Origin of the sequence: Pseudomonas sp. GL-RE-29 (assembly GCF_019947275.1) — a bacterium.
Taxonomy (GTDB): domain Bacteria; phylum Pseudomonadota; class Gammaproteobacteria; order Pseudomonadales; family Pseudomonadaceae; genus Aquipseudomonas; species Aquipseudomonas fluorescens_A.
The window spans coordinates 1-12,168 of the sequence record NZ_JAGYGD010000064.1 but is presented as its reverse complement, the minus strand read 5'-3'; the positions used below and the strand labels follow the sequence as shown (position 1 = coordinate 12,168).

9 protein-coding genes are annotated in these 12,168 nt (G+C 60.7%); 5 read left to right on the top strand and 4 right to left on the bottom strand.

Annotation, left to right across the window (positions count from 1 at the left end):
- Positions 1-184: 184 nt before the first annotated feature.
- The 4 genes from pabB to KGB21_RS28940 form a co-directional block, all read right to left on the bottom strand.
- Positions 185-1,522 carry an aminodeoxychorismate synthase component I gene (gene pabB, locus KGB21_RS28955; protein WP_223507501.1) on the bottom strand — a complete coding sequence of 446 codons (1,338 nt, stop codon included), beginning with the start codon at positions 1,520-1,522 and terminating at the stop codon, positions 185-187.
- 201 nt (positions 1,523-1,723) lie between these two features.
- Positions 1,724-2,710, bottom strand: a complete 987-nt coding sequence (locus KGB21_RS28950; RefSeq protein WP_034147997.1) for an alpha-L-glutamate ligase-like protein — start codon at positions 2,708-2,710, stop codon at positions 1,724-1,726.
- Positions 2,710-4,245, bottom strand: a complete 1,536-nt coding sequence (locus KGB21_RS28945; RefSeq protein ID WP_034147996.1) for an inactive transglutaminase family protein — start codon at positions 4,243-4,245, stop codon at positions 2,710-2,712. The genes KGB21_RS28950 and KGB21_RS28945 overlap by 1 nt, the downstream gene beginning before the upstream one ends.
- A gap of 5 nt (positions 4,246-4,250) precedes the next feature.
- The gene (locus KGB21_RS28940) at positions 4,251-4,787 is read right to left on the bottom strand and encodes an ATP-dependent zinc protease (RefSeq protein WP_034147995.1); all 537 of its coding nucleotides are present in this window, start codon (positions 4,785-4,787) and stop codon (positions 4,251-4,253) included.
- 393 nt (positions 4,788-5,180) lie between these two features.
- Here KGB21_RS28940 and KGB21_RS28935 point away from each other — a divergent pair, with 393 nt between their 5' ends.
- The 5 genes from KGB21_RS28935 (at position 5,181) to prpF (ending at position 12,112) form a co-directional block, all read left to right on the top strand.
- Positions 5,181-5,897, top strand: coding sequence for a GntR family transcriptional regulator (locus KGB21_RS28935; RefSeq protein WP_172668661.1), 717 nt, complete (start codon positions 5,181-5,183; stop codon positions 5,895-5,897).
- Positions 5,894-6,784: a methylisocitrate lyase gene (gene prpB, locus KGB21_RS28930; RefSeq protein WP_034147993.1), complete on the top strand. Its 891-nt coding sequence runs from the start codon at positions 5,894-5,896 to the stop codon at positions 6,782-6,784. The genes KGB21_RS28935 and prpB overlap by 4 nt, the downstream gene beginning before the upstream one ends.
- 144 nt (positions 6,785-6,928) lie before the next feature.
- The gene (gene prpC / locus KGB21_RS28925; protein WP_034147992.1) at positions 6,929-8,056 is read left to right on the top strand and encodes a 2-methylcitrate synthase; all 1,128 of its coding nucleotides are present in this window, start codon (positions 6,929-6,931) and stop codon (positions 8,054-8,056) included.
- Positions 8,057-8,260: 204 nt separating this feature from the next.
- Entirely contained in the window at positions 8,261-10,855 is a 2,595-nt protein-coding gene (gene acnD, locus KGB21_RS28920) for a Fe/S-dependent 2-methylisocitrate dehydratase AcnD (RefSeq protein WP_034147991.1), read from the top strand.
- A gap of 66 nt (positions 10,856-10,921) precedes the next feature.
- The gene (prpF, locus tag KGB21_RS28915) at positions 10,922-12,112 is read left to right on the top strand and encodes a 2-methylaconitate cis-trans isomerase PrpF (RefSeq protein ID WP_223507500.1); all 1,191 of its coding nucleotides are present in this window, start codon (positions 10,922-10,924) and stop codon (positions 12,110-12,112) included.
- Positions 12,113-12,168: the final 56 nt, after the last annotated feature.

The following is a 12,168-nucleotide window of genomic DNA, read 5'->3' as shown; positions in this document are numbered from 1 at the left end:
AGTAATGCATCTCCACAACCAAGCGAATGGCTTCTGCTTTTTCCTCTGACGTGACAACCCGATAACCCATGATGCTTCCTTAGATCGACGCTCCTACATCATGGTCTAAAAAAATTCGACCGCAACACGGCAGCTCCTACAGGATCGTCGCAATACCGTAGGAGCCGGCTTGCTGGCGATGCTTTTAGAGGTTTTGCAGGGTATCGAGCAGCACCTTCACCTTGGTGATCGATTCCTGATACTCCGACTGCCACTCGGAATCGGCAACGATCCCGCCGCCACCCCAGCAACACACCTGCCCATCCTTGACCAGCAAGCTGCGAATGGCGATGGAGCTGTCCATCTCGCCGCGCACGTCCAGATACAACAACGAACCGCAATACAACCCGCGTCGCGTCGGCTCCAGTTCATCGATGATTTGCATCGCGCGAATCTTCGGTGCGCCGGTAATCGAACCGCCCGGAAAGCTGCCGGCGATCAGGTCCAGCGCATCACGGCCATCCGCCAGTTCGCCGGTCACGCTGCTCACCAGGTGATGGACGTTCGGGTAGCTTTCCAGACTGAACAGTTCCGGAACCCGGACCGAACCGGTGCGGCAGGTGCGACCTAGATCGTTGCGCAGCAGATCGACGATCATCAGGTTTTCCGCACGATCCTTGGGACTGGCCAGCAGTTCGGCGGCGTTCGCAGCATCTTCGGCAGCGCTCAGGCCCCGCGGGCGGGTGCCTTTTATCGGGCGGGTTTCCACATGACGCTCACTGATTTTGACGAAGCGCTCCGGCGACAAGCTCAGGACCGCGCCGCCATCGGGCAAAGTCTGGAACCCGGAAAACGGAGTTGGGCATGCGGCCCGCAATGCCATGTACGCAGTCCACGGATCACCTTGGCACTCGGCGCGGAAACGCTGGGCGAAGTTGACCTGATAGCAGTCACCGGCCTGTATGTATTGCTGAATACGCTCGATGGCGTGGCGATACTCGTCAGCGCTCAGGTCAGCCGCCATCGGCGCTTGCAGTTTGAAAGGCTCGGCCGTTGCCAGCGCCGGCTGGCTGAACAATTGGATCAGGCGCTGACGCTCGCTGTCGATCAGCGTCGGGTGAAACACCAATTGGCTGGTGGCCTGGTGGTGATCGCTGATCAGTGCCCAGTCATACAGGCCGAACCGCGCATCCGGCAATTGCAGGTCGTCCTGCGCCTGGCTCGGCAAGTTTTCCAGATGACGACCGAAGTCGTAGCTCAGGTAGCCGATCAAACCGCCCGCAAACGGCAGGTCAAAAGGAACCGTCGCTTCGCCGAGTCGCGTCAGATTGTCGCGAAGGCGTTGCAGGAAATCGTCACCACTTTCGTCAGACGCAACCTTCAGTTGTTCCAGTGGCCAGGCGCTGAGCAGGTCAAAGCGCCCGCGCTCGGCGCTGGGGCGGCCGCTGTCAAGCAGCACGGCGCCGGGGGCATGACGAATGGCCGCGAAGTAGTCGGCGGGGTTGGCGCGATAGGGTAGCGGGTGTACGGAACAGGTCAGCATGGGCGGGTTGGATCAGCCATCGAGGCGGGGTGGCGATTGTAGTCCTCTGCGGGATTTGGTCCTAGAGGGGATGTCGGGGATTGGCAGGTTGAGGGCTGTGGTGGCTGTGAGGCCGCCATCGCTGGCAAGCCAGCTCCCACAATAATGGTGCAAACCCTGTGGGAGCTGGCTTGCCAGCGATGGCAGCGCGTCGGTCTCGGATCAACCCTCAACCGGCGGAATATGCCCGAACATCTCCTGCACAAACGCCACACGTTCTTCGACGGTTTCGCTCACGCCGCGTGCCTTTAGCTCTTCCAGCCGCGCCTCGACGGCATGGGTGCGCAACGTCAAGCCGCAATCATTGGCAATCTGGATATTCAACCCCGGCCGGGCATTGAGCTCCAGAATCAGCGGACCTTTTTCCTGGTCCAGCACCATGTCGACACCGATGTAACCCAAGCCACACAGCTCATAGCACCCGGCGGCGAGTTTCATGAAACCGTCCCAGTAGGGCAGTTGCACGCCATCCACCGCGTTGGTGGTGTCCGGGTGTTTGGTGATGATGTTGTTCAGCCAGGTGCCGCGCAGGGTCAGGCCGGTGGCGAGGTCGACACCGACGCCGATGGCGCCCTGGTGCAGGTTGGCCTTGCCGCCGGACTGGCGCGTCGGCAAGCGCAGCATGGCCATCACCGGGTAGCCCATGAGCACGATGATGCGGATGTCCGGCACGCCTTCGTAGCTGATGCTTTTGAAGATCTGGTCCGGGATCACGCGATATTCGATCAGCGCGCGGTCGCGGTGGCCGCCGAGCGAGTACAGGCCGGTGAGGATGCTGGAAATATGATGTTCGATCTCTTCGTGGGCGATGATTTTGCCGGACACGGTGCGATAGCGTCCCTCGAAGCGGTCGGCCACGACAATGATGCCGTCGCCCCCGGCGCCCTGTGCCGGCTTGATCACGAAGTCGTTGCGCCCGCCGATGATCTCGTCGAGCTTGTCGATTTCCTTCTCGGTGGAAATCACGCCATACAGTTCCGGCACATGAATGCCGGCAGCGATGGCGCGCTCCTTGGTGAGGATTTTGTCATCGACGATCGGGTACAGGCTGCGCTTGTTGTACTTGAGCACGTAGTCTGCGTTGCGCCGATTGATCCCCATGATGCCCCGGGCTTCCAGGGCCTTCCAGGTCTTCCAGAAGCCGAACATCAAGCGTCAGCCTTTTTCAGGAAAGCCTTGAAGCGCACCAGTTCGGTCAGGCGGTAGCCGCGATAGCGACCCATCGCCAGCATGAAGCCCACCAGAATCAGCAGGACCGCCGGGAAGGTAAACACGAAGTAGACCAGTTCCGGCACGCTCATGATCAGGTGTGCCAGGGAGGCGGCGAACAAGGTGCCGATCGCCACTTTCATCGCATGGCTGGCGCCGCGCTCTTCCCAAGTGATCGACAGGCGTTCGATGGTCATGGTCAGAATCACCATCGGGAACAGCGCCACCGACAACCCGCGCTCCAGGCCGAGTTTGTGGCTGAACAGGCTGATGGCCGCGATCAATACCACCACGAAGGTCAGCACCACCGACAACCTCGGCAGCATTTGCAGCTTCAAGTGTTCCAGGTAGGAGCGCAGCGACAGCCCCAATGCCGTGATGATCGTAAACAACACGATGCCGAAGCCGAGCTGGGTTTCCCGGAAGGCCAGGGCGATCAGCACCGGGGTAAAGGTGCCGAGGGTTTGCAGGCCGATCAGGTTGCGCAGGACCAGAATCACCAGCACGCCAATCGGGATCATCACCATGATCATGAAGGTCTGCTGGGTTTGCAGCGGCAAGCCGTACAGCGAGTATTCGAGGAAGTTGGCGTCGGTGTTTTCGTCGGTCAGCTTGGCCAGGCGAATGGCGTTCATTTCGCTGTTGTTCATGCTGAAAGTGACAGTGGCTTTCTTGCCGCCATCGACGGTGATCAGGTTTTCATCACCGGTCCACCACAGCAAGCGGTCGGTCGGCAGGCCCTGCTCGCCGGTTTCCGGGTTGAAGTACAGCCAGTCGGTGCCGTTGAAGCTGCGCAGCCAGAGTTCCGGGGTTTGTGGCTGATCGGCCACGAGGCGGATGGTGTGGACTTTTTCCACCGGCACGTGGGCGATGGCCAGCACCAGTTCGACAATCCGAGCCTTCTGCACGGTGGACGGATCGCCCGCCAGCAGCAGTTTCACGTTGTCATCGTTGAGATTGTTGACACGTTTGATGGCTTCGCCAATGAAGGTCTCGACGTCAGCCGAATGCTGGCGGATCGGCGCGAGCAAAGCTTCGGCGGCGATTTTTTCCGGGCCTTCGATGGCGATGCTGTCACGGAAGGTCGGGCCTTTGACCTTGGCTTTTTCCGCGCTGTAACGCTTGGTCAACACCAAGCGGTAATAAAGCGTCTGGTTGCCTTTGGCCCGACGTGCCGACCAGGTGACCTTGCGGTTGCCGTCGACCCGGTTCACCGCTACGCCGTAATTGTTGGAAATGAAGCTTTCGTTGAGGCTGACGTAGTCGCGGCTCAGCGGTGGCACGAACATCTGGATCTTGACCGGGTCTTTGGCACTGGCGACGAACTCGACCTTGGCGTCGATGTTCCACAAGTCGTCGGTGGCGTCCTCGGTCACGGGAATGCCCAGCACGAAAATCTGATAGGCCGTAACTGAAATGCCCAGCACCACCAGGATGGCGATCAGCATTTTCAGATGAAGGGTAAGAGAGCGCATTGGAATTACTCTGCGGTATGAGCGTCGGTGGCGCAGGCGGGTTTGCCGGCAGCGTATTTAAGACTGGGGTCGACCAGCGCATCAAAGCGCTTGAGCGCTTCGGAGCCGATCAAAAGCGGATATTGGAACGCGCTTCGGTCGGTCAGGTTCACTTCGATGCTGCGTAAAGCCGAGCCCATGCAGATATCGAGTTCGATCACCGGACGGGCGGTGTACTTTTTGCCTTCTTCCGGATCGTAGTCGCCGGCCCGGCGCTTGATCTTGCTGACGCGGGCCAGCGGTCGTTCGATCGGGTGCGAATGGGCGGCGTCGATGGCCAGGTAGAAGCGCACCCAGGACTCGCCGTTACGTTTGAATCGTTTGATGTCGCGGGCGCTCAGGGATGCGGTCTTGGCGCCGGTATCGAGTTTGGCGGCCACTTCCAGGTCGATGCCGCCCAGCGATGCGTACTCATTGAGGCCGTACACGGTCTTTTCCCCCGCCACTGCAAAAACGGGCAGGCAAAGAAATGAAAGGAGTGTGGGGAAGGGCTTGAGTCTCATAAATCCTGGTGCGCAGCGGTGCGTATTTCGGTTCAAGGCCCTGGCATCGCTGCGCAAGCTCCCTCGTAGGCCTATCAGCTATTTATGACAAGCCGTGCAGATGTGACAACAAATGCGGGCGGCATTCTAGCACGGTGGTTTTATGGCGCCAGCGCTGGCCCGCCGCTATGAGGCACCCATGAGGTCGCATTGTCTTCGTAGGAGCCGGCCTGCTGGCGTTAGCGCCTGCCCAGCCGCCCATCCATAGACTGACCCAGCGCCATCGCCAGCAAGCCGGCTCCTACAAAGAATCTGGTTATTAGACGATTGTCGACAATATCGAATTATCCTTTGACTGATGCGCCTGTTTTGGTTAGTTTTTGCCGCACTAGCTTTCAAGGTGTCGACAATATGTTGGATCAACTGGATCCCCCGCTCATCGTTCAGGATGACTCGGAAACACTTTCCGAGAACGTCTTTCGACGCATTCAGGCGGCCATCGTCAAGGGTGATATCGCCCCCGGCAGCAAAATTTCCGAGCCGGAGCTGGCCCGCACCTACGGCATCAGCCGTGGCCCGCTGCGCGAGGCCATCCACCGCCTGGAAGGCCAGCGCCTGCTGGTGCGCGTGCCTCACGTCGGGGCGCGGGTGGTATCGCTCGACCATGCCGAGTTGATCGAGCTCTACGAAATCCGCGAATCCCTTGAAGGCATGGCCTGTCGTCTGGCTGCCGAGCGCATGAGCGTCGAAGAAATCGACGAACTGCGCCGCGTCCTCGAAACCCACGAGCGCGATGAGGCCTTCCAGGCCGGCCGAGGCTATTACCAGCAGGAAGGCGATTTCGACTTCCATTACCGAATCATCCAGGGCAGCGGCAATCGCACGCTGACCCAAATGCTCTGCGGCGAGCTGTATCAACTGGTGCGCATGTACCGGATGAAGTTTTCCAGCACGCCCAACCGCCCCCACCAGGCGTTCGCCGAGCACCACCGAATTCTCGATGCCATCGCCGACCGTGACGGTGAACTGGCCGAGTTGTTGATGCGCCGCCACATCGGCGCTTCCAAACGCAATATCGCCCGTCACTACCAGGACGGCGCCAACCCGACAGCCAAACGAGGTGAGTCATGAGTTTGAACAAGAGCACTCCAGGCCAGCGTTTCCGCGATGCGGTCGCCAGCGAGCATCCATTGCAAGTGGTCGGCGCGATCAACGCCAACCACGCGCTGCTGGCCAAGCGCGCCGGTTTCAAGGCGATCTACCTGTCCGGTGGCGGGGTGGCTGCTGGCTCCCTCGGCCTGCCGGACCTGGGCATCACCGGCCTGGATGACGTGCTGACCGACGTGCGCCGTATCACTGACGTCTGCGACCTGCCGCTGCTGGTGGACGTGGACACCGGTTTCGGTTCTTCGGCCTTCAACGTGGCCCGTACCGTGAAGTCGATGATCAAGTTCGGCGCGGCGGCGATTCACATCGAAGACCAGGTGGGTGCCAAGCGCTGCGGTCACCGTCCTAATAAAGAGATCGTGACCCAGCAGGAAATGGTCGACCGCATCAAGGCTGCCGTCGATGCGCGTACCGATGACAGCTTCGTGATCATGGCGCGTACCGACGCCCTGGCAGTGGAAGGTCTGGAGTCTGCACTGGATCGCGCCGCTGCGTGCATCGAGGCTGGCGCCGACATGATCTTCCCGGAAGCCATCACTGAACTGGACATGTACAAGCTGTTCGCCAGCCGCGTGAAAGCGCCGATCCTGGCCAACATCACCGAATTCGGCGCGACGCCGCTGTACACCACCGAGCAACTGGCCGGTGCCGATGTATCGCTGGTGCTGTACCCGCTGTCGGCTTTCCGCGCCATGAACAAGGCGGCGGAAAACGTCTACACCGCGCTGCGTCGCGATGGCACGCAGGCGAATGTCATCGACACCATGCAGACTCGCATGGAGCTTTACGATCGCATCGACTACCACACCTTCGAGCAGAAGCTCGATGCGTTGTTTGCTGCGAAGAAGTAATGAACCCCCTGTAGGAGCGAGCCTGCTCGCGATGGACGTCAACGATAACGCGGTGTCCCTGATGCGCCGAGGTGTAGCGTCCACCATCGCGAGCAGGCTCGCTCCTACAAGTTTCCCTAATAAATTCAAGATTGGAGACAGCAAATGGCCGAAGCAAAAGTACTCAGTGGCGCCGGGCTCCGTGGCCAGGTAGCCGGGCAAACCGCACTGTCCACCGTGGGCCAGTCGGGCGCCGGTCTGACCTATCGCGGTTATGACGTTCGTGAACTGGCGGCTGACGCTCAGTTCGAAGAAGTTGCCTACCTGTTGCTGTACGGCGAACTGCCGAGCAAGGCGCAACTGAACGCCTACATCACCAAACTGAGCAAGCTGCGTGACCTGCCGCAAGCCCTGAAAGAAGTGCTGGAACGCATTCCCGCCGACGCCCACCCGATGGACGTGATGCGTACCGGCTGCTCGTTCCTGGGCAACCTGGAACCAGAAGCAGACTTCTCCGAGCAGCACGACAAGACCGACCGCCTGCTGGCTGCATTCCCGGCGATCATGACTTACTGGTATCGCTTCAGCCACGAAGGCAAGCGCATCGAGTGCGTGAGCGACGAGCAGTCCATCGGCGGCCACTTCCTGCACCTGCTGCACGGCAAGAAGCCAAGCGAGTTGCACGTCAAGGTGATGAACGTTTCGCTGATTCTGTACGCAGAGCACGAGTTCAACGCGTCGACTTTCACCGCTCGTGTTTGCGCGTCGACCCTGTCCGATCTGTATTCCTGCATCACCGCCGCCATCGGCTCGCTGCGCGGTCCGCTGCACGGCGGCGCCAACGAAGCGGCGATGGAAATGATCGAGCGTTTCTCGTCGCCGGAAGATGCGATCAAAGGCACCCTCGGCATGCTGGAACGCAAGGACAAGATCATGGGCTTCGGCCACGCGATCTATAAGGACAACGATCCGCGCAATGAAGTGATCAAGGGCTGGTCGAAAAAACTCGCTGACGAAGTGGGCGACAAGGTGTTGTTCCCGGTTTCCGAAGCCATCGACAAGACCATGTGGGAGCAGAAGAAACTGTTCCCGAACGCCGACTTCTACCATGCCTCGGCGTACCACTTCATGGGCATCCCGACCAAGTTGTTCACACCGATCTTCGTCTGCTCGCGCCTGACCGGCTGGGCCGCCCACGTGTACGAACAACGCGCCAACAACCGCATCATCCGCCCGAGCGCCGAATACACCGGCGTCGAACAGCGCAAGTTCGTGCCAATCGAACAACGCTGAGCGAGGAGGGCGCTTGCGCAGGGATCTGAAAAAATCGCAGATCCCTGTAGGAGCGAGCCTGCTCGCGATAGCGGTGGGTCAATCGACATCAATGTCGGAAATGACTCAGTCATCGCGAGCAGGCTCGCTCCTACAGTGGATTGTGTGAACTTCAGGACCGTGCCAGGCCCCACCTTTTGTAACTACCGTGACCGAGTCCCGACGATGAACACAGAATTTCGCAAATCGCTGCCCGGCAGCAAACTGGATTACTTCGACGTCCGCGCGGCTGTCGAAGCCATTCAGCCTGGCGCCTACGACACCCTGCCTTACACCTCTCGCGTGCTGGCGGAAAACCTTGTGCGTCGCTGCGACCCGGCCACGCTCACCGAATCCCTGAAGCAATTCATCGAGCGCAAGCGCGACCTCGATTTCCCGTGGTTCCCGGCCCGTGTGGTGTGCCACGACATCCTCGGCCAGACCGCACTGGTCGACCTCGCCGGCCTGCGTGACGCCATCGCCCTGCAAGGCGGTGACCCGGCGCAAGTCAACCCGGTAGTGCCGACCCAGTTGATCGTCGACCACTCCCTGGCCGTCGAGCGTGGTGGTTTCGATCCGGAGGCGTTCGAGAAGAACCGCGCCATCGAAGACCGTCGCAACGAAGACCGTTTCCACTTCATCAACTGGACCAAGAAGGCGTTCAAGAACGTCGACGTGATCCCGCCGGGCAACGGCATCATGCACCAGATCAACCTGGAGAAAATGTCTCCGGTGATCCAGGTGCGTGACGGCGTGGCCTTCCCTGATACTTGCGTCGGCACCGACAGCCACACCCCGCACGTCGATGCGCTGGGCGTGATCGCCATCGGCGTTGGTGGCCTGGAAGCGGAGAGCGTGATGCTCGGTCGCGCATCGTGGATGCGTCTGCCGGAAAGCGTCGGCGTCGAACTGACCGGCAAGCTGCAACCGGGCATCACCGCCACCGACATGGTGCTGGCGCTGACCGAGTTCCTGCGTAAGCAAAAGGTTGTTGGCGCATGGCTGGAATTCTTCGGTGAAGGCGCCGCAGCGCTGACCCTCGGCGACCGCGCAACCATCTCCAATATGGCCCCGGAATACGGCGCTACCGCGGCGATGTTCTATATCGACCAGCAGACCATCGACTACCTCAAGCTCACCGGCCGTGAAGACGAGCAAGTGCAGTTGGTAGAGAACTACGCCAAGACCACAGGTTTGTGGGCCGACAGTCTGAAAGGCGCGCAATACGAGCGCGGCCTGACTTTCGATCTGTCCTCGGTAGTACGCAACATGGCTGGCCCGAGCAACCCGCACGCCCGTGTGGCGGTGTCGGATCTGGCGGCCAAAGGCATCTCCGGTCAGTGGGACGATGTGCCGGGCCAAATGCCCGACGGTGCGGTGATCATCGCCGCCATCACCAGCTGCACCAACACCAGCAACCCGCGCAACGTGATCGCTGCCGGCCTGCTGGCGCGCAACGCCAACAAGCTCGGTCTGACCCGCAAACCGTGGGTCAAATCGTCCCTGGCACCGGGCTCGAAAACCGTCGCCCTGTACCTCGACGAAGCCGGCCTGACCGATGAGCTGGAACAGCTCGGTTTCGGCGTCGTGGCGTTCGCTTGCACTACCTGCAACGGCATGTCCGGTGCACTGGATCCGGTGATCCAGCAAGAGATCATCGACCGCGACCTGTACGCCACGGCCGTGTTGTCCGGCAACCGTAACTTCGACGGCCGGATTCACCCATACGCCAAACAAGCGTTCCTTGCTTCGCCGCCATTGGTGGTTGCGTATGCGATTGCCGGCACCATCCGTTTCGACATCGAAAAAGATGTGCTGGGCATGGTCGACGGCAAGGAAATCCGCCTGAAAGACATCTGGCCGAGCGACGAAGAAATCGACGCCGTGGTGAAAGCTTCGGTGAAGCCTGAACAGTTCCGTCAGGTCTACATTCCGATGTTCGCCATCCACGAAGACACCGGCCCGAAAGTCGCGCCGCTGTACGACTGGCGCGAAATGAGCACTTACATCCGCCGTCCGCCGTACTGGGAAGGCGCACTGGCCGGCGCGCGTCCGCTCAAGGGCATGCGCCCGCTGGCGGTGCTGCCGGACAACATCACCACTGACCACCTGTCGCCGTCCAACGCGATCATGCTGGACAGCGCCGCCGGTGAATACCTGGCGAAAATGGGCCTGCCGGAAGAGGACTTCAACTCTTACGCGACCCACCGTGGTGACCACCTGACCGCGCAGCGCGCAACCTTCGCCAACCCGAAACTGTTCAACGAAATGGTTCTGGAAAACGGCAAGGTCAAACAGGGTTCGCTGGCCCGCGTCGAGCCGGAAGGCCAAGTGATGCGCATGTGGGAAGCGATCGAAACCTACATGGATCGCAAGCAGCCGCTGATCATCATTGCCGGCGCCGACTACGGTCAGGGTTCGTCCCGCGATTGGGCGGCCAAGGGCGTACGTCTGGCGGGTGTGGAAGCGATTGCCGCCGAAGGTTTCGAGCGCATTCACCGCACCAACCTGGTGGGCATGGGCGTGTTGCCGCTGGAGTTCAAACCGGGCACCAACCGTCACACCCTGGCCATCGACGGCAGCGAGACCTACGACGTGATCGGTGATCGTACGCCACGCGCCGAGCTGACGCTGGTGATCCATCGCAAGAACGGCGAGCGCGTCGATGTGCCGGTGACCTGCCGCCTCGACACCGCTGAAGAAGTGTCGATCTACGAGGCCGGCGGCGTGTTGCAACGCTTCGCCCAGGACTTCCTCGAAGAGTCGGCGGTAGCCGTTTAACACACGCAGTACAGACACGGGACTTCAAGTCCCGTGTCTGCTTTCAGATCAGGAGTAACGAGCACCATGGCTCATGCACCGCAAATCAAAATCCCCGCGACTTACATGCGCGGCGGCACTAGCAAAGGCGTGTTTTTCAGCCTGAAAGACTTGCCTGAAGCCGCACAGATTCCAGGCCCGGCCCGCGACGCTTTGCTGTTGCGCGTGATCGGCAGCCCGGACCCGTACGACAAGCAAATCGACGGCATGGGCGGCGCGACGTCCAGCACCAGCAAAACCGTGATCCTGTCGAAAAGCATCAAGGCCGATCACGACGTCGATTACCTGTTCGGTCAGGTCTCCATCGACAAGCCATTCGTCGACTGGAGCGGCAACTGCGGCAACCTGACGGCGGCGGTCGGTTCGTTCGCCATCAGCAACGGTTTGGTGGACGCCAGCCGCATCCCGCACAACGGCGTGGCTGTGGTGCGCGTGTGGCAAGCCAACATCGGCAAGACCATCATCGCCCACGTGCCGATCACCAACGGCGAAGTGCAGGAAACCGGCGATTTCGAACTGGACGGCGTGACCTTCCCGGCCGCCGAAGTGCAGGTCGAATTCCTCGATCCGGCAGCGGAAGAAGAGGGCGGTGGCGGGTCGATGTTCCCTACCGGCAACCTGATCGATGACCTTGAAGTGCCCGGCGTCGGCACCTTCAAGGCGACCATGATCAACGCCGGCATTCCGACGATTTTCGTCAATGCCGAAGACATTGGCTACAAGGGCACCGAACTGCAAGGCGCGATCAACGGTGATCCGAAAGCCTTGCTGATGTTCGAAACCATCCGCGCTTATGGTGCACTGCGCATGGGCCTGATTTCGAATGTCGACGAAGCAGCCAAGCGTCAGCACACGCCGAAAGTGGCGTTCGTGGCCAAACCGGCTGATTACGTGTCGTCCAGCGGCAAAGCGGTTGCGGCGGCTGATGTCGATCTGCTGGTGCGCGCGTTGTCCATGGGCAAGCTGCACCACGCGATGATGGGCACCGCTGCGGTGGCCATCGGCACGGCGGCGGCGATTTCCGGCACCTTGGTGAACCTTGCTGCGGGCGGCGTCGAACGCAACGCGGTGCGCTTCGGGCATCCGTCCGGCACCTTGCGCGTTGGCGCGCAAGCCAGTCTGGTCAACGGCGAATGGACCGTGAACAAAGCCATCATGAGCCGCAGTGCGAGGGTGTTGATGGAAGGTTACGTTCGCGTGCCAGGCGATTCGTTCTAAACGACATCGCCCCTGTAGGAGCCGGCTTGCTGGCGATGGCGTCCTTGAAATCGCCA

What these genes read in the sequence shown, in the direction of transcription:
- pabB (WP_223507501.1), bottom strand. Translation starts at nt 1,522, where the DNA reads ATGCTGACCTGTTCCGTACACCCGCTACCCTATCGCGCCAACCCCGCC.
- KGB21_RS28950 (WP_034147997.1), bottom strand. Translation starts at nt 2,710, where the DNA reads ATGTTCGGCTTCTGGAAGACCTGGAAGGCCCTGGAAGCCCGGGGCATC.
- KGB21_RS28945 (WP_034147996.1), bottom strand. Translation starts at nt 4,245, where the DNA reads ATGCGCTCTCTTACCCTTCATCTGAAAATGCTGATCGCCATCCTGGTG.
- KGB21_RS28940 (WP_034147995.1), bottom strand. Translation starts at nt 4,787, where the DNA reads ATGAGACTCAAGCCCTTCCCCACACTCCTTTCATTTCTTTGCCTGCCC.
- prpB (WP_034147993.1), top strand. Translation starts at nt 5,894, where the DNA reads ATGAGTTTGAACAAGAGCACTCCAGGCCAGCGTTTCCGCGATGCGGTC.
- prpC (WP_034147992.1), top strand. Translation starts at nt 6,929, where the DNA reads ATGGCCGAAGCAAAAGTACTCAGTGGCGCCGGGCTCCGTGGCCAGGTA.
- acnD (WP_034147991.1), top strand. Translation starts at nt 8,261, where the DNA reads ATGAACACAGAATTTCGCAAATCGCTGCCCGGCAGCAAACTGGATTAC.
- prpF (WP_223507500.1), top strand. Translation starts at nt 10,922, where the DNA reads ATGGCTCATGCACCGCAAATCAAAATCCCCGCGACTTACATGCGCGGC.